Annotated in this window: 13 protein-coding genes; 4 read left to right on the top strand and 9 right to left on the bottom strand. The window is 65.7% G+C overall.

The window, feature by feature from the left end:
• The first annotated feature begins 392 nt into the window (after positions 1 to 392).
• From HL666_RS07545 to HL666_RS07530, 4 genes are all read left to right on the top strand, one after another.
• Complete coding sequence (locus tag HL666_RS07545) at positions 393 to 3,707, top strand: transglutaminase family protein (RefSeq protein ID WP_172180654.1); 3,315 nt, start codon at positions 393 to 395, stop codon at positions 3,705 to 3,707.
• A 30-nt stretch (positions 3,708 to 3,737) separates the two neighbouring features.
• Complete coding sequence (locus tag HL666_RS07540; RefSeq protein ID WP_172180653.1) at positions 3,738 to 6,269, top strand: circularly permuted type 2 ATP-grasp protein; 2,532 nt, start codon at positions 3,738 to 3,740, stop codon at positions 6,267 to 6,269.
• Complete coding sequence (locus tag HL666_RS07535) at positions 6,266 to 7,144, top strand: transglutaminase family protein (RefSeq protein WP_172112054.1); 879 nt, start codon at positions 6,266 to 6,268, stop codon at positions 7,142 to 7,144. Before HL666_RS07540 ends, HL666_RS07535 begins: the two co-directional genes overlap by 4 nt.
• Before the next feature lie 102 nt (positions 7,145 to 7,246).
• Positions 7,247 to 7,627, top strand: a complete 381-nt coding sequence (locus HL666_RS07530) for a hypothetical protein (RefSeq protein ID WP_172112055.1) — start codon at positions 7,247 to 7,249, stop codon at positions 7,625 to 7,627.
• A 458-nt stretch (positions 7,628 to 8,085) separates the two neighbouring features.
• Here HL666_RS07530 and lepB read toward each other — a convergent pair whose 3' ends face one another.
• The 9 genes from lepB to folE form a co-directional block, all read right to left on the bottom strand.
• The gene (gene lepB / locus HL666_RS07525) at positions 8,086 to 8,886 is read right to left on the bottom strand and encodes a signal peptidase I (RefSeq protein ID WP_172112056.1); all 801 of its coding nucleotides are present in this window, start codon (positions 8,884 to 8,886) and stop codon (positions 8,086 to 8,088) included.
• Between the two features lie 148 nt (positions 8,887 to 9,034).
• Positions 9,035 to 9,922, bottom strand: coding sequence for an SMP-30/gluconolactonase/LRE family protein (locus HL666_RS07520; RefSeq protein ID WP_246741482.1), 888 nt, complete (start codon positions 9,920 to 9,922; stop codon positions 9,035 to 9,037).
• 319 nt (positions 9,923 to 10,241) lie between these two features.
• Positions 10,242 to 12,323 (bottom strand): PQQ-dependent sugar dehydrogenase, encoded by a 2,082-nt coding sequence (locus HL666_RS07515; RefSeq protein ID WP_172134221.1) that lies wholly within the window; start codon positions 12,321 to 12,323, stop codon positions 10,242 to 10,244.
• A gap of 13 nt (positions 12,324 to 12,336) precedes the next feature.
• Positions 12,337 to 13,620 (bottom strand): sodium:proton antiporter NhaD, encoded by a 1,284-nt coding sequence (gene nhaD, locus HL666_RS07510; RefSeq protein ID WP_172112058.1) that lies wholly within the window; start codon positions 13,618 to 13,620, stop codon positions 12,337 to 12,339.
• A gap of 112 nt (positions 13,621 to 13,732) precedes the next feature.
• Positions 13,733 to 15,259: a cryptochrome/photolyase family protein gene (locus HL666_RS07505; protein WP_172180651.1), complete on the bottom strand. Its 1,527-nt coding sequence runs from the start codon at positions 15,257 to 15,259 to the stop codon at positions 13,733 to 13,735.
• A gap of 8 nt (positions 15,260 to 15,267) precedes the next feature.
• On the bottom strand, positions 15,268 to 15,870 hold the full coding sequence (locus HL666_RS07500) for an RNA polymerase sigma factor (protein ID WP_172180650.1): 603 nt from the start codon (positions 15,868 to 15,870) through the stop codon (positions 15,268 to 15,270).
• Positions 15,871 to 16,028: 158 nt separating this feature from the next.
• Positions 16,029 to 16,679 carry a ChrR family anti-sigma-E factor gene (locus HL666_RS07495; RefSeq protein WP_172112061.1) on the bottom strand — a complete coding sequence of 217 codons (651 nt, stop codon included), beginning with the start codon at positions 16,677 to 16,679 and terminating at the stop codon, positions 16,029 to 16,031.
• Positions 16,676 to 17,221 (bottom strand): sigma-70 family RNA polymerase sigma factor, encoded by a 546-nt coding sequence (locus HL666_RS07490; protein WP_172112170.1) that lies wholly within the window; start codon positions 17,219 to 17,221, stop codon positions 16,676 to 16,678. Before HL666_RS07490 ends, HL666_RS07495 begins: the two co-directional genes overlap by 4 nt.
• A 205-nt stretch (positions 17,222 to 17,426) precedes the next feature.
• Positions 17,427 to 18,047 carry a GTP cyclohydrolase I FolE gene (gene folE, locus HL666_RS07485; protein WP_172112062.1) on the bottom strand — a complete coding sequence of 207 codons (621 nt, stop codon included), beginning with the start codon at positions 18,045 to 18,047 and terminating at the stop codon, positions 17,427 to 17,429.
• Between the last annotated feature and the right edge of the window lie 50 nt (positions 18,048 to 18,097).

The following is an 18,097-nucleotide window of genomic DNA, read 5'->3' as shown; positions in this document are numbered from 1 at the left end:
GTGTAGTCGAGCTATCAAGCGATTGCGGCAAATGCAACGCTATTAGTTCTTGTTAGTTCATCATTGGGGGTTAATCCCTTCTTTGACGAACTGGTCAATCTTCCGTGAGCCTGCGGCGCTCGCCTGTGGACAAGTATGGGGAATGCCGCTGTCGCGGGTTGTTTGTTCCTCTCTCGTTCTTCACGCGAGCTGGAATTGGGGCGTACGGCCGCCGGAAAAGCGACCGGTGCGTGCAGGTGAGACACATGATCGACGCCTGATAGGACCGGGTGCGTCCTGAATGCCGCGTTTCCGGCTCAGGATGGTTCAATAGGCAGCTCTGCCCTTTGTTAGTGCTTGATCCCTGGGCATGGCAATGGTCTGCTTAAAAAAGTTGCTGGAGCGCCGAACACGTGTCAATCTACGTCGCATTACATCACGTCACCCATTACAAATATGATCGTCCGGTCGAGCTGGGCCCGCAGACCATCCGCCTGCGCCCTGCACCACATACCAGGACGCCGGTGCTGAGCTATTCGCTCAAGGTCACGCCGCCCAACCACTTCGTAAACTGGCAGCAGGACCCGCAGGGAAATTGGCTAGCGCGCTATGTTTTCCCGGAGAAGGTGAACGAACTTAAAATCGAGGTCGATTTCACGGCGCAGATGACCGTGATCAACCCGTTCGACTTCTTCGTCGAGCCTTATGCCGACAGTTTTCCGTTCGCTTACCCCGACAGTCTCAAGGTGGAACTGGCGCCTTATCTGGAAACGATCGATCCGGGGCCGTTGTTCGCGGAATACTTGAAGTCGATTCCCCGCGAGGCCGACAACACCGTCAACTATCTCGTCGAGCTCAATGCACAGTTGCAGAAAAAGATTCGTTATATCATTCGGATGGAGCCCGGCGTTCAGACTCCGGAGGAGACGCTGTCGTCCGGGGCCGGCTCCTGCCGCGACTCGGCGTGGCTACTGATCCAGACGTTGCGTCATCTCGGCCTCGCCGCTCGGTTCGTCTCCGGCTATTTGATACAGCTCCGTCCCGACATCGATCCGGTCGAGGGCCCGGTGGAGGTCGAGAGCGACTTCACCGATCTGCATGCCTGGGCCGAAGTCTATCTGCCTGGCGCCGGCTGGATCGGCTTCGATGTGACCTCCGGCATGCTCGCGGGCGAGGGGCATATCCCGGTGGCGGCGACGCCGCACTATCACTCGGCCGCGCCGATCAGCGGCAGTGCCGGGATTGCCGAGGTCGAGTTCGCCTTCGAGATGAATGTGCGGCGCATCCGCGAGGCGCCGCGCATCACCCGGCCTTTTTCCGATGAATCCTGGGACAAGCTCGATCAGCTCGGCGAAGCCGTCGACGCCGATCTCGCCGCTCACGACGTGCGACTGACGATGGGGGGCGAGCCGACCTTCGTGTCGATCGACGACATGGAATCGGCAGAGTGGAATACGGCCGCGGTGGGTCCGGCCAAGCGCGGTCTTGCCGACAGCCTGATCAGGCGGCTGCGCGCGCGGTTCGCGCCGGGCGGTCTGCTGCATTACGGCCAGGGCAAATGGTATCCCGGCGAAAGCCTGCCGCGCTGGGCGTTCGGGCTGTATTGGCGCAAGGATGGCGAGCCGATCTGGCGCAATCCGGAGCTGATCGCCAGCGTCGATGGTCCGCGCATGGCGACGATCGCGGACGCCCAGCGTTTCCTCGACACCACGGCGGAGACGCTCGGGCTCGAGCCCGACTACGTGATGCCGGCCTTCGAAGACCCCGCGCACTGGCTGCAGAAGGAAGCCGCGCTGCCCGAGAACGTCGACGCGCTCGATTCCAAGCTCGCCGATCCCGAGGAGCGTGCGCGCATGGCAAGGGTGTTCGACGAAGGGCTGCACATCCCGCGCGGCTTCGTCCTGCCGATCCAGCGCTGGAATGCACAGCCGCGGCGCTGGCGCAGCGAGCGCTGGGGGCTGCGGCGCAAGCGGCTGTTCTTGATTCCCGGCGACTCGCCGCTCGGGCTCCGGCTGCCGATCGGCTCCCTGGTCTACATTCCGCCGGAAGATTTCCCTTATGTCCACGAGCAGGATCCGATGGAGCCGCGCGGCCCGTTGCCGGCCTACACGCAGGGGCGTCCGGTCATCGTGCCGCAGGTCCCGCCGCTGAAGGCGCTCGACCGGCCGCCGCAACCGCAGCAGGATGTGCAGTATCAGTACTGGGGCGGGCTCGGCGTGCGCACCGCGATGTCGGTCGAGATCCGCGACGGCATTCTCTGCGTGTTCATGCCGCCGGTCGAAACCATCGAGGACTATCTCGAGCTGATTGCATCCGTCGAAGCGACGGCCGAGGCGATGCAGATCAAGGTTCATGTCGAAGGCTATGCACCGCCGTTCGATCCGCGCATCGACGTGATCAAGGTGACGCCCGATCCGGGCGTGATCGAGGTCAACATTCAGCCGGCCACGAGCTGGCGGCAATCCGTCGACATCACCTTCGGACTCTATGAGGATGCTGCCAAGGTGCGGCTCGGCGCCAACCGCTTCCTGATCGACGGCCGCCACACCGGCACCGGCGGCGGCAATCACGTCGTGGTCGGCGGCTCTTCGCCGCCGGATTCGCCATTCCTGCGCCGCCCGGATCTGTTGAAGAGCCTCGTGCTCTATTGGCAGCGGCATCCGGCGCTGTCCTATCTGTTCTCGGGCATGTTCATCGGACCGACCAGCCAGGCCCCGCGCATCGACGAGGCGCGGCATGACAGCCTTTATGAGCTGGAGATCGCGCTGGCCAATGTGCCCCATGTCGGGCAGAGCGTGCCGCTGTGGCTGGTCGACCGGCTCTTCCGTCACCTGCTGGTCGACATCACCGGCAACACCCACCGCTCCGAAATCTGCATCGACAAGCTGTATTCGCCGGAAGGGCCCACGGGCCGTCTCGGCCTCGTCGAATTCCGCGCGCTCGAAATGCCGCCCGATCCGCGCATGTCGCTGGCGCAGCAACTGCTGATCCGCGCGCTGATCGCGAAATTGTGGCGCGAGCCGCAGGAGGGCAAGTTCGTGCGCTGGGGCACGGCGCTGCATGACCGCTTCATGTTGCCTCACTTCATCTGGGAAGACTTTCTTGATGTGCTGGATGAGCTCCGGTCGTCCGGCTACGACTTCTCGCCGGACTGGTATCAGGCGCAGCTCGAGTTCCGTTTTCCGACATTCGGCCGTGTGCAGCATGGTGGGGTGACGCTGGAGCTGCGGCAGGCGCTGGAGCCATGGCACGTGCTGGGCGAGGAGGGCGCCGCCGGCGGCACCGTCCGCTACGTCGATTCCTCGGTCGAGCGACTTCAAGTGAAAGCTGACGGCTTCATCGAAGGCCGCCATCTCATCACCTGCAATGGTAGGAGGATGCCGATGACGGCGACGGGCCGGTCTGCCGAGGCGGTCGCCGCGGTTCGTTTCAAGGCGTGGCAGCCGGCCTCCGGCCTGCACCCCACCATTCCCGTGCATTCGCCGCTCACCTTCGACCTGATCGACACCTGGAACGGCCGTTCACTGGGCGGCTGCGTCTATCACGTGGCCCATCCCGGCGGGCGCAACTACGACACCAAGCCGATCAACTCCTATGAGGCGGAGGCCCGGCGGCTGGCCCGATTCCAGGATCACGGCCACACTCCCGGACGAATCGCCATGCCGCCCGAGGAACGCACAAATGAATTCCCGATGACCCTCGACTTGCGCAGGCCGCTCCTGCATTGATGAAACGGAGTTGGTGCGGAGGACCAGGGTATGGACGGCCCGAGTGGCCAGGACCAGAGAGCGAGCGCCGCCGGTCGGCCGGCGGCACGTCCTCCTCTGCGCCGGGCCGCGCACTGGGCCCGCGACTATGCCCGGCTGCCCGGAATTCCGGATGAGTTCATCGGCGCCGACGGCGAGCCGCGCCCGGTCTGGAATCGCTTTGCCGATACGTTCGCCGCGCTCGCGCCGACCGACATCGACCGCCGCTTTGCCTCGGCCGATCGTCATCTGCGCGAGGCCGGCGTCACTTACCGGTCGCCGGGCGACAATGCCGAGCGCTCCTGGCCGCTGAGCCACCTGCCGCTGCTGATCGACGAGACCGAGTGGACGCAGCTGTCTCAGGGGATCGTTCAGCGCGCTGAGCTGCTCGAACGCGTGCTGCAGGACATCTACGGCGCGGGCCGGCTGGTGGCGAGCGGCGCGCTGCCGGCCGCGGCGGTCGCCGGCTCCAGCGAATATCTGCGCCCGGTCTGCGGCGTCAAACCGCCGGGCGGCCGCTTTCTCAGCATCTACGCCGCCGACATCGGCCGCGGTCCCGATGGCCGCTGGTGGGTGCTCAGCGATCGCACCCAGGCGCCGTCCGGCATGGGCTATGCGCTGGAGAACCGGCTGGTGCAGTCGCGCGCCTTCTCCTCGATCTACAAGTCGATGAACGTCGAGCGGCTCGCGCCGTTCTTCGAGGCGTTCCGCGATGCGCTGCGGGCCAGCGCCGATCGCGACGAGCCGCGCATCGGCGTGCTGACGCCGGGCACGTTCAGCGAGACCTATTTCGAGCACGCGACGTTGGCCCGCTATCTCGGCTTCCTGCTGGTCGAAGGCGACGACCTCGCCGTCAGCGGCGACCGCGTGCACATCCGCACCGTCGCCGGCTTGAAGCGCGTCGACGTGCTGCTGCGGCGGTTGGATTCCAACTCGCTCGATCCGCTCGAGCTCGACGCGGCCTCGCGGCTCGGCGTCGCCGGGCTGATGGACGTCGTGCGCAAGGGCGGCGTGGTGCTCGCCAACATGCCGGGCTCCGGCGTGCTCGAGGCGCGCGCGCTGCTCGGTTTCCTGCCGAGCCTGTGCCGGCGTGTGCTCGGCGAGGATCTCAAGATTCCGCACATCGCGACCTGGTGGTGCGGCCAGAAATCGGCGCGCGACGAGGTGCTGTCGCGGCTCGACGAGTTTGCCATCGAAGGCGCCTATGGCCGCGCCGTCCCGGGCTTCGCTGCAAGCGGCCCGGTGCTGGCCAGTGAGCTCTCGGCCCCCGAGCGCGAGCGGCTGCGGGCGGCGATCAGCCAGCGCGGCATCGACTATGTCGGCCAGGAGGTGGTGCGGCTGTCGACCACGCCGGTGTGGGAGGATGGCAAGATCGCGCCGCGGCCGTTCGTGCTGCGCGTGTTCGCCGCCGCCACGCCCGATGGCTGGACCGTGATGCCCGGCGGCTTCTGTCGTATCGCCGACAAGCTCGATGCGCGCGCGGTGTCGATGGGCGACGGTGCGCGGGCGGCCGACGTCTGGGTCGTCGCCGACAAGGCGGTGGCCGCGCGAACGCTGTTGCCGGGCTCCGACAACGTCCGGATCCGCCGCATCGCCGGCGTGCTGCCGAGCCGCGCCGCCGACAATCTGTTCTGGCTCGGCCGCTATCTCGAGCGCGCCGAGGCGACGCTGCGATTGATCCGCGCGCTTGCCGCCCAGCACCGCGATCCCGGCAAGGGGTCGCCGGCGCAGCTCAACACGGCCGAGCGCATCCAACGGCTGCTGCTGGCCTGGGGCGCGATCGCGCAGACCTCGCGCACGCAGGGAGCGCGCGTCGCCGACGAGGCGCTGCAGGCGGAAGATCAATTCGGCTCGGCGCTGTCGCTGCTGAAATCGGCGCAGCGCACCGCGATCTCGCTGCGCGAGCGGTTGTCGCCCGATGCTTGGCAGGTCATCACCGAGATGTCGAACCAGCTCGCCCAGGACATCGATGATGACGACGCTGTCGTCAGCACGGCCGAGTTGCTGCTCGAGAAGCTCGCGAGCTTAGCCGGCCTCGCCCAGGAGAACATGAACCGCGCCGCCGGCTGGCGCTTCCTCGACATGGGCCGCCGCGCCGAGCGCGCCATCAACACCGCGCGCTTTGCGCGCCAGTTCGGCTATGACGAGGCAACGCCCGAGGATCTCGACGTCCTGCTCACATTGGTCGACTGCCAGATCACCTACCGCTCGCGCTATCTGATCGGCCCGTCGCTGGCGCCGATCCGTGATCTCGTCGTCCTCGACCTCTACAATCCGCGATCGGTCGCGTTCCAGATCGAGGTGCTGAACGAGCACATCGCGGGGCTGCCTGTGCTGAAGGAGAACGGCCTGATCGAACGGCCGCAGCGGCTCGCCATCTCGCTCGGCGCGCGGCTCACGGCCGCGGAGGCCGCCCATCTCGATGGTCGCACCTTGTTTGCGCTGGAGCAGGACCTGCTCAATCTGGCAGAAGCGATCGGACAGCATTATTTCCCGCACGGCCCGAATGCGACGCGGCCGGAAAAGCTCACGGGCCTCGCGTGATCTACGACATCCGGCATGTCACCACCTATGAGTATGAAAGCGCGGTCAGCTTCGCGCGCTGCTCTCTCCGGCTGGAGCCGCTCAGCGGCGACGGCCAGGAGCTGATCTCGCACAGCGTCGACATCCGGCCCCGCCCATCGGAGCGAACGGCGCGCCGCGACTTCTTCGGCACGCTGACCGAGAGCGTCGTGATCGACACCCAGCACCGCCATTTGCGCATCGACTCGCGCTCGCGGGTCAAGCTGATGCGCACACCGCCCGAGCGCGACGCGCCCTGCGCGAGCTGGGAAAGCGTTCGCGACGATGCCTTCGAGGCGACCAGCCTCGGCCCGTCCTCGCCGATCGGCTACGTGTTCGCCAGTGCGCTGGTCCCGGTGCTCCAGCCGGTGACCGACTATGCAGCCGCGAGCTTCAAGGCGGAGACCGGCATCGTGGCGGGTGCCGCCGACCTGATGCGGCGCATCCGCAACGAGTTCAAATACGACCCGAAGGCGACGGTGATCTCGACGCCGCTGCGCGAGGTGTTCGACAATCGTCACGGCGTCTGCCAGGATTTTGCCCATGTCATGATCGCGGGCCTGCGGGGCCTCGGTCTGCCGGCGGCCTATGTCAGCGGCTATCTGAGGACGATTCCCCCGGAGGGCGAGAAGCAGCTGCAGGGCGCCGATGCCACCCACGCCTGGGTGTCGCTTTGGTGCGGCGAGGCGCTCGGCTGGATCGGCTTCGATCCGACCAACGACCTCGTCGTCGGCAACGATCACATCATCCTCGGCATGGGCCGTGACTTCTCCGACGTCTCGCCGGTCGACGGCATCATCGTCGGCTCGCCAAAGCAGAAGCTGGGCGTCGCCGTCGACGTCGTGCTGGTCGAGTAGGGCAGTTCCCCCGCCGGGAATATCCGGAACTTTCTTCTCGCATCGCACTTGATCCGGCCGAGGGGCCCGAATGGGGGCTGGCTGACCCTTTCGAGCGATGGAGTGATCGAGATGAAACGCGTTGCAATCCTCATTGGCCTCGTCGGCGCCTGCGTCGCCGGCTCTGCCTCGGCCCAGCCGAGCGCCAATCTCACCGGCACCTACCGCTGCATCCAGATGTGCCGCGACGGCATGATCGGCGCGCCGGCCTTCGTGACGCAGAACGGCGATTCGGTGAACCTGACCACAGAGACCGGCGAGTCCCTCCAGGCCTGGCCGGACTGGAATGCGCCCAACAGCCGGCTGTGGATCGACGCGCGTGACGAGAGTGCGGTGTATTCGCCCGACGGCATGCGCATCCAGTTCGATGACGGCCGCGTCTGGCAGCGCGACCTGCCGCCGCCGCTGATCGTCCAACGAGCGCCGGTGGTGTACGGGCGGTAGTCGTTTCACGGTGACGCTCGGCCCGTCGTCCTCGTCAGCACGCATGCGATGGACGATTCGTGCCGGCGAGGGGCGAGCGGCCTGCCTCACAATGGGTGTCGTCCCGGCGAAAGCCGGGACCGATCACCACCGACGTCCGTCATTGAGCGCGCTGGCTGACCAAGACTGTGCCTCGCGCCGCGGCCTGTGAGTATGGAACCAGGGTCGGCGCCGCACCAACGCTGTCGCGTTGGCACAGCTTGTCCGGGATGGCAGCGAGTTTTTTGCACGTCTGTTCCTGATGGCTGATCGTGGATATGCAGGTGCAGTCTCGCGACACGATGTGTCGGAGTCATGCTGATGAGCTCGACCTTCTTGATGGCAAGAGGGCGCAGGGAATGCCGGGTGATCACCCATGGTCCGCCTGCGAACAAAGAGCAGTAAGGCCGCGATGCATTAGGTCGGAAACAAGCCCGAGTTCATCTGAGTTGAAACGCTACTCTTCCGATGACGGTCTTGAGCGGCACGACGGTTGGTGCGGCAAGCTGGCGATTGTCGCCCATCACCAGGACGTTTCCTGCTGGTACACGGTATGTACGGCCATTCGATAGGCTCGGGTTGGACCGGATAGGGTAGTCGACGCCGTTTGGTAATGTTTCTCGCCGAACGTTCGGGTTCATTTGTTCGCCGTCTTCAACCTGGGCCGGCTTGCCGTTGATCCGGAGCGTCCCGTTCGACAGTTCGATCTGGTCGTTTTCTTTTCCCATCACCCGACTTATCGCGTCCTGGTCAGTTTCGACATTGCGGTAGACGATGACGTCGCCCAGCCCCGGCGTTTTTCCGAGAAGCCGACCTTCGAAGTCGACGAGGCCGAGCGGAAAGGAGTATCGGCCGTAGCCATAGGCGAATTTCGAAATGACGAATACCTGCCCGTCCCGAAATCCCGGAAGCATCGAATGACCTGCGACGACTTCCGCTTGAAAAGCCAAGCTTCGAAACGCCAGGAAGAGCACGATGCTGAGAGCAACGGCCAGCAGCCGGTCGATGACCGGCGATCTCTCGGCCGGGTCATCCAGGATCCCTGCCAGAGGGTCGGTGTTCTGTTCGGGTTTGGGAACGAGCAGGACATAGATGCAAGCGATGATCAGCCACGCGCCGAGTGCGACAAGTCCGATCCAGCCTGGTAAGGCAAACAGGGAGATGGCGACGACAGCAAGCACAACGAGAGCGATGCCTATGATCGCAAGAACGATTGCCGGCAGCACAACGTTCTTCGCCACCTGTGCCTCCATCGCCGACGAAATGTCGTCAGTTGCCAAGCAAATGTAGCGATGTCCTGATTGTTCGGGCAAGCGTGAAGTTCGGCCTACGCGTAGATGTCGCGGATGAAGGTTTGGTCCTTCGCAGGTCGTATGAGCTTAGGACCAGTCAGCACTTCCGCATCTGCAAACAATGCTCACGTCCCTCGACATCAGTCCGGAACGACTCGATGAAGCCGCCCTGGCGCTGCGTCACATACACCGTCTTGCCGTCGCTGCCGCCGAAGGCGAGGTTGGTCGGCTCCTTGGCTTTCAGCGCAATATCCCGGACCATGCGGCCGTCTGGCGCGAGCACGGCGATCGTGCCCTTCAGGATGCGCGCGACGAACAGTCGGCCGTTGGCGTCGGTGCGCAGGCCGTCGATGGTGTTCGGCTCGAATTTCGCGATCAGCCTGGGCTGGGCCAGCGCATCGTTTTGCATCGCATATGACCAGATCTCACCGCTGTTGGATTCGCCGACATAGAGCGTGCGGCCGTCGGGGCTGAGATCGATGCCGTTGGTGGTGCCCATGGCGCGTGGTGACGTCATCGCGACGCCTTGCATCGTTCCATCGGGCCCCTTCGCGATCCGCCAGATGCGGCCGCTGCGCGACTTCCAGCTCGGGTCGCTCGCATAGATCGTGCCGTTGCGCGCCAGCGTGATGTCGTTCGGTTGGCTCATCTCGTCGGCATGGAAGACGAGGCGGGGTTCGGTGGTGCCGGGCGCGATGGCGAAGATGTTGTGCTTCTTGTAGTCGGCGATGAACATCGTGCCGGTGGCGTCGATGCGGATCGCGTTGCCGATGCTGCCCTCGGGCAGCTCGGTGAATGTTTCCGACGCGGTCGCTTCCGGTGCGAGCCGGCCGATAGTGCCGGCCTTCCCAAGATTAACGACGTAGAGATTGCCGTCGCGATCGACAGCGGGGCCTTCGATGCCGAAGGTGTATTCGCCTGACGGCGTGAGCTGGCTGCTCTCGAACAGCTTGGGGGCGGCGAGGGCGGGCGCAACGGTGAGCATTGCGATCAACACCCAACGCGAGATGCGTAGGGTGGGCAAAGACGCAAGACGACGCATCCAGCGTCCAAACGCGGTCTCCTGCACGGCCTGCCCACCATCAGGACCGGCGACGTTCGCGGCCGGTTCGCACGCGCCGCCGGTGGCGGTCGCTTTGCCCACCCTACGATCGGTGGCCTCATGGTTCGAGACGCGCCGCGCGCGGCGCTCCTCACCATGAGGATCATCAGAGGCGCCGCGCGCGACACCTTCATCCTGAGGAGCCCGCCGGAGGCGGGCGTCTCGAAGGATGGGCCGCGGCGGAAACGGCCGCTGCTTGCTTTCAGAGCGGCACCAGAAACTGCTGTTGGATGTAATAGCCATTGTCGTCCGTGCAGGCGCCGTTGAGATGGGTGTCGGCCGGCCGGAAGAAACGGCTGAAGCCGGGCTTATTGACGGCGAAGCGCTCCGTCACCACGACGACCTTGCCGAACGGAATGTCGCCGCATTCGCGGCCGTCGGCGGCAACGAACTTGCGGTGCGGCGGGCCGCCCGGCTTGACGCGCATCCGGATGCCCGGAACCATGCGGGCGACGAGATCGTCGGCGACATCAAGCAGCTTGGCGTAGCCTGGTTCCGTCTTGACGAGATTTGCGCCCGGCGGCATCTGCCGCTCGCTGCCAAGGCCGCGCAGGCGCTGCCGCAGCCGGCCGGCGTCGGGATCGCCGGGATAGATCCAGCCATCCTGCGCCAGCAGGAAGCGCAGCAGGGCCTTGTCCTTCTCGGCTTCGGATTGGCCGGCCTCGAGACCGAAATCCGAATGGCACCCGCTGCAGTGTTTCTCGACCAGATCCTTGCGAACCGTCGTCAGCCGCGCGCGGCTCGCGGCATTGTCGATGACGAGGGCTGCCAGCCGATCGATCAGTTGATCGCTCCTGGTCTCGCACGGCAGCGGCGCCGGCGCCGCCGCGCTGGAGCGGTCGATGCGGATCACGGTCTGGTTCTTGTCCTCGACCAGCCAGAGCGCGCCGTCGCTGGCGATCGTCAAGCCGACGGGCGCGCCCTGCGGCCGGATGCCGTTGACGCGGTGCCAGCCGGAGATGATCTCGTCGAAGGCGGCAGCAGGCGCGGGGCCCGACGCCGTCTGGAAGGCGCGGGTCGGCTCGGCCGCGCAGCTGACGTGATAGCGCACCGGCGCCGGGCTCACTTTCGGCAAGCCGTTCTCGTCGACGTCATAGGCGAGCAGCCGGCTGCCGGTCGGCCGGTAGCCGTGCAGGCCGACGAGCAGCTTGCCCTTGAGGTCCTGAAAGCGGTCGCCGGTGTAGTAGAGCATGCCGAGCGGTGCGCCATGCGGCGGCAGCAGCGACCAGGGCTGCTTGTAGAGCGCGCTGTCGTTGCAGAGGTTCTTCAATGGACCCGACTGCAGCACGCGCTTGAACTCGGGGCTCTGGGTGGCGAGATCGTAGCAATAGGGCCAGCCATAGTGACGGCCTTGCTCGATCGCGTTGATCTCCTCGTTCGGTGCGAAGACGTCCTGGAGATCGCGCGCGTTCTCGCCCTGCAGGAAGGCCATGCCCGGATCGGGAAAGCGCGGATGCAGCGCCAGCGCCATCGAGTTGCGCAGGCCGCGCGCGAACACCTGATGCGGCGGATCGGGCACGCCGGATTTCAACGCCGGAAAGACGCCGCCGGTGGGGGGTGTGAACAGCCAGATCGCGGCCAGCGGAGAGTCGCCTTCGCCCGCGGCGCAAGGCCGCGTGATCGGCGCCGGCGAGAAGCAGTTGTCGTTGTGCGAGCCGATGTTCACGAACAGGCGGCCGGTGCGATCGAAGGCAAAGGCCTTCAGCGGATGGGCGCTCTCAGTGACCCTGGTGCCGTCCGGCGAGGTGAGCTTGCGTCCGGGCAGGTCGCGGATGATGGTCTCGACCGTCGCTCTTGGATTGGGGGCGAGCGGATCGACGCGGAAGATCGAGGTGTCGGTCGAGGCGTAGATCTTTCCATCAGGACCAACCGCGAGACCGAACGGATAGGACAGCCGCGTGAGCGCCTCGCGAACGCGCTGGCCGGCGGGTGCTGCGGGATCGAGGATCAGCAGCCGGCCGTCGTCATGGCCCCAGCCGCCCATGTCGGCGACCACGAACAGCGGCTTGCCGGGAATCTGCACGATGTTGCGCGGAAATTTCAGGCCGTCGTCGCGGCTGGCGACGAGGCCGGCGCAAAAGCCGGCCTTCATGTCGATCTGCAGGCGCGGAAAGGCGAGGGACCCTTCGCCGCAGCCGGCGGAGCTCAGCGCGTAGCCGCTTCGGATCGCCCCGTCGTCGGCGCGGCCCAGGCTTGCGCCGAGCAGAACGATTGCACCGAGCAGGACAATTGCGCCGAGCAGGACGGTCGCGACGTTTGCAGGGATGCGCCACGACCGTCGCATGCGATCAATCCGCTCAATGCAGCAGATTGTACTGGACGATATACGCCGCGGCACCGGCGAAATAGCCGAGCAGCGCGATGCCGCTGATGCGGCGCACGTACCAGAAGAAATGGATGTTCTCGAGCCCCATCGCGGCGACACCCGCCGCCGAGCCGATGATCAGGATCGAGCCGCCGGTGCCGGCGCAATAGGCGATGAACTCCCACAGGAAGCTGTCCGGCGGAAACTGGCTCAGGCTGTACATGCCCATCGAGGCCGCCACCAGCGGCACGTTGTCGATCACGGCGCTGGCGAGCCCGAGAACGATCACGATCAGGTCGAGCCGACCGACGGTGCGGTCGAGCCATTGCGCCAGCGCCTGCAGGATATGGGTGTGCTCGAGCGCGGCAACGGCCAGCAGGATGCCGATGAAGAACACGATCGAGGGCATGTCGATGCGCGTCAGCGCGTGGACGAGCGTCAGGCGCTGCTTCTGCTCGGAGGCCTTCTCGCGATGGATGATCTCGCCGACCATCCACAACAGGCCGAGGCCGAACAGGATGCCCATGAACGGCGGCAGATGTGTCACCGCCTTGAAGACCGGCACCGCGACCAGGATGCCGAGGCCCATGAAGAACATCAGATTGCGCTCGAACGGCAGGATCGGGCTGATCGAGGCCAGGCCCGCGCTTGCCGGCGGCACGAGCTGCTTGCCGCGCAGGGTGAAGCCGACGACGGCGAGCGGCACCACGAGATTCAGCAGCGACGGAACGAAGACGGACTTCATGATCGCAAGCGGCGTGATCTGGCCGCCGATCCACAGCATGGTCGTTGTGACGTCGCCGATCGCCGACCAGGCGCCGCCGGCATTGGCGGCGATGACGATGATCGAGGCGAAGACCAGACGGTCCTCGTCGCGGCCGGACAGCTTCTTCATCAGCGATACCATCACGATCGTGGTGGTGAGATTGTCGAGCATGGCGCTGAGGAAGAAGGTGACGAAGCCGACCAGCCAGACCAGGGCGACCTGGTTGCGGGTGCCGATCAGCGAGGTCACGACCTCGAAGCCGTTATGGGCATCGATGACCTCGACGATGGTCATGGCTCCGATCAGGAAGAAGATGATCTGTGCGGTCGAGGCTACGGACTCGTTGAGCTCGGCCGCCACTGCCGGAGCCGTGGCGCCCATCACGGCATAGATGGTCCACATCAGCCCGGCCCCGACCAGAGCGGTCGCTGCCTTGTTGATCCGGAACGGATGTTCGAGCGCCACCACGGCATAAGCGAGCGTGAAGACGGCAACGATGGCAGCGGTCATTTGCGGGGTATTCCGGGCTGGATCGGCGGGGCAGGAAGGAACTGCCCAAGATATGACCGATCGCCCGCCCTCCAGCAAGCCGTGAGCGCTGTTCAGGGCGGGAAGGGGCGGATCACAGCATCGCGGCGGCGATGGTGTCCGCGTGGCTGCGGATGGCGCGGATTTCCGCGGCGCTGCGGCGTTCCAGATTGGCGTACTGGTTGCGCATCCGGCCGTTGTTCGCAAAGCGGCGGCGGTGCTTGGCAAGGAAGCTCCAATACAGCGTCGTGAACGGGCAGGCCTTGTCGCCGGTCGCCTGCTTCGGGTCGTAGCGGCAGTTGCGGCAATGGTCGCTCATGCGGTCGATATAGTGGCCCGACGCCGCATAGGGCTTGGTGCCGACGACGCCGCCGTCGCCATGCTGGCTCATGCCGAGCGTGTTGGGCAGCGACACCCAGTCGATGGCGTCATGGAACATCGACATATGCCACTGATGCACGTCATAGGGGCGCACGCCGAGCAGCATCGCGAACAGGCCGAGCACCATCAGCCGCTCGATGTGATGGGCGTAGGCATGATCGATGGTGTGGCCGATCGCCTGCGCCAGGCAGCGCATGTCGGTCTCCCCGGTCCAGTAGAAGCGCGGCATCGGCAGATTGGCGTCGAGCGCGTTCGCATCGGCGTAGTCAGGCATGCGCTGCCAGTAGATGCCGCGCACGAATTCGCGCCAGCCGATGATCTGGCGCACGAAGCCTTCCAGCGCGTTCAGCGGCGCGTTGCGGTTCGCGAGCGCGGCCTGGACCACCTCGCGTGGATCGAGCATGTGCAGGTTCAGCGCGCCCGACAGCCGCGAATGATACAGGAAGGGCTCGTCGGTCAGCATCGCGTCCTGATAGGTACCGAACAGCGACAGCCGCCAGGTGACGAAATCCGACAGCTCGGTCAGAGCGTCGACGCGTGATACCGGAAGGTCGAAGCGGTCGAGCTTGCCGGGGCTGTTGGAGAAGCGTGCCGACACAAGCTTGAGCACATCTCGCGTGATCGCGTCGGGCGCGTAGGACCGTGCGACCGGAATCGGCGGACGCGACTTGCCAAAACCCTTGCGGTTCTCGGCGTCGAAATTCCAGCTGCCGCCGACCGGCCGGCCGCTCTCGTCGAGCAGAAGACCGGTCTTGCGCCGCATCGCGCGATAGAACGTCTCCATGATGGGGCGGGGATGGCGCTCGGTGAAGGCGTCGAATTCGTCCGCCGTGCACAGAAAGTGACGGTCGGCGCGGAATTCGAGTTGCTGCGGCAGCTTGCGCAAGCCCTCGCGCACGCGCCAGTCGCCGGGCTCGAGCACGATCGTGGCCTGCGGCTGCAGCGCGGCCTGATGGCGCGCGACCTCGCTGTCGAGCGCGCCGGTGTTGGCGGGATCGTCGAGCCGCACGTAGTGGACGACGCGGCCGCGGCTCTCGAGATCGGCACGGAAGTGGCGCATGGCCGCGAAGAAGAAGGCGATGCGCATCTTGTGCTGCGGGACATAGGTCGCTTCGTCGGTGACCTCCATCTGCAGCACGGCGTCCTGCTCCGGATCGAAGCCGTCGAATGCAGCCGAATCGGCGTCGAGCTGGTCGCCCAGCACGACGACGAGATGTCTGACCTGACGCGTGCGAGCCATGCGATCGATCACGCCGCCGCGGCCGTGACAATGTTGTGGGCGTGGCCGGCGCAGTCCTTGCGCACCGCGGCCAGGCTGCGATGCAGCCAGGTCTTGATCGTGCCGACCGGTACGCCAAAGCGCTCAGACAGCCGCGTCCGGCTTTCGCCCTCGAGATAGGCGAGCGCAAGCAGTTGCCGGCGCTCCTCCGGTAGCCGCTTGAGCGCCTCGCGGGCAATCGGCTCCGCCTGTGCGTAGTCGAACTCGTCGTCGGCGGCGCGGTCGGCGGGATCAGGGATCGCCAGCGCTTCGTCGAGTTCCGATGTCGGAATGCCGGTCGTACGCAGCGCGTCGATGGCGGTGTTGCGCATGATCGTGCACATCCAGGTGATGGGCGACGCGCGCGCCGGATCGAAGCTCGCCGCGTGACGCCAGATCTTGAGATAGCCGTCCTGCAGGATATCATCGAGATCGGCCGCCGACGGCAGCAGGACGCGGACCGTCTTCCGCATCTTCACGACCGTTGCAGCATGGAGTTCGGCGAAGGCTTGCTCATCATTGCGTCCGGCGCGGGCCAGCAGGCAGCTGAGATGCGTGACGTAAGACTTCTGATCCGCGCGTGCTGATCGCATCATTCTTCTCCGTGCGCCTTGTGAGCGGAAACGGGTCAGAGTCGGATGCGGATCACCGCTATCGTGCGGTCGTCATCGCGGCGAGGCAAGTGGCAAATCATCCAGACGATCGGGCCTCTCGGGATGACTGCACCCGACGCAATGACGTGCCGAGATGCTCAGAGCCGAACGAACGGGCTGATCAGGCGGCCAAGCAGGCCGTGCATGCGCAGATCGCCGGTCATGGCCACGAGGCACAGGCAGGGGCCCTCGTCGCCGACCACTGGACGATGGTCGACCTCGTCGTCGCCATAGTCGAAATCGCCGGGACCGTAATAGCCGCCGAGATGACTGAAGCTTCCCTTCAACACGCAAGTCAGCTCATTGCCGGAATGCGTATGCTCCAGCATCCGCGCGCCGGGCTCCGAGCGCAGCAGGAAGGCGCGCGACTTGCCGTCGCCGGAGAGCATGATCGGGCGCATGCTGATGCCCGGCGCGACGCGCCGGCGCTTGCCGATCTTGCACCGCTTGACCATCTCGGGCAGGTCGGCGAGCTCCGGGTCGATCTCGGCCACCTCGCTGACAACAGGGGCGTCCTGCGGGCGGCGGTCGATGCGCGCCATGACGGCGTCGAAAGCGTCCGTGCCCATCGCGACCGGCTCGGCCTGATCGAGCGAGGCGCCGGCCAGCTGCTCGACCGCGCGCACGAAGCGACGGCAGCGGCCGCAGCCGGCGACGTGGACGCCGACGACGAGACGCTCGGCCTCATCGAGCGTCCCAGTGGCGAAGTCGGCCAGCAGGTCTTCCGGCGGGTGATGGCTGATCGTCATGTCGCGTCGTCCAACAGGTCTCTCAGGCGATTCATCGCCAGTCTGATTCGTGATTTTACCGTACCGAGCGGCAGGCCGAGCACTGCCGCGATTTCCGAATGCGGTCGTTCCTCGATGAACGACAAGCGGATCACGGTGGATTGCTCCACCGACAATCTTTCGATCGCCGCGGCCACGCGTGTGGCATCCTCGACACGCGACATGATCTGGTCGGCGGCGAGCGTCGGATCGGCCTCTTCGTCGAGGACGACCTCCTTGCTCAGACGCCCCTCACGGATCGCCTTGCGGGCGGCATCGATGCGCTGGTTGCGCGCGATGGTGAAGATCCAGGCTGCAACACCCGCCGTCGACGGGTCGAACTGGCCGGCCTTGGTCCAGACCGCCACCATCGTGGATTGGGCGATTTCCTCGGCGTCGTCAGCATTGCTGCCGGTCTTGATCAGGAAGCCTTTGATGCGCGGCGCGAAATGCGCGAAGAGGGCCTTGAACGCCTCGCGATCGCCGCGCGCGGCGACGCGTCCGATCAAATCCGCCCAGTCCACAATCGCCTTTGGCCCTCTGCTCGCATTCATCGGAGAACGGGCACCGGATGCCCGTGCAAGTCTCTGCCGGGACGATGCCACGTTCCATGGCGCTAATCTAGCCGCTCTCGATCGCGTGGTCATGGTTCCCGGCATATATCGTCCATGCCGCAAAACGCCGGCGATGGCGGGCTGGATCACAGGCGGGGGCTCCTTTTTCGCGACCTCAATCCTTCAGGTCGGAATTGACCATCGCCAGGAACTCCTGCCGGCTCATCGGATCGGTGCGGAAGCAGCCCAGCATGCGGCTGGTGGTGAGGTCGACCCCGTGCTTCTTGACCCCGCGGGAGCTGATGCAGTGATGCGCGGCCTTAATGACGACGGCCACGCCCTGCGGCTGCAGCACCTCGTCGATGATGTTGGCGATCTCCGCCGTCATGCGCTCCTGGATCTGCAGCCGGCTGGCAAAGGCCTCGACGACGCGCGCGAGCTTGGAGATGCCGACGACGCGGCTTTGCGGGACGTAGCCCACCCAGGCTCGGCCGATGATCGGCGCCATGTGGTGCTCGCAGTGGCTCTGGAACGGGATGTTCCGCAGCAGCACCATCTCGTCGTAGCCCGCGGTCTCCTCGAACGTCTTGCGCAGATAATCTTCCGGGTTCTGGTCGTAGCCGGCGAAGTAGCTCTTGTAGGCGCGGGCGACGCGGGCCGGCGTCTCGGAGAGGCCTTCGCGCGACGGGTCCTCACCAATCCAGGTCAGGATGGTGCGGATGGCGTCCTCGACATCATCCTGAGTGACGGGGACCGGGTCGCAGGCGAAGGGGAGTTTCTTGGCTGTGTTGCGCACGGGGGCTCTCCGAAAATCAGGAAACGGTTCCCGTTCCCGACCGGATCACC

Origin of the sequence: Bradyrhizobium aeschynomenes, assembly GCF_013178945.1 — a bacterium.
GTDB classification, from domain to species: Bacteria; Pseudomonadota; Alphaproteobacteria; order Rhizobiales; family Xanthobacteraceae; genus Bradyrhizobium; species Bradyrhizobium aeschynomenes.
Note: the sequence above shows the minus strand (reverse complement) of the source record. Positions and strands in the feature narration are given on the sequence as shown.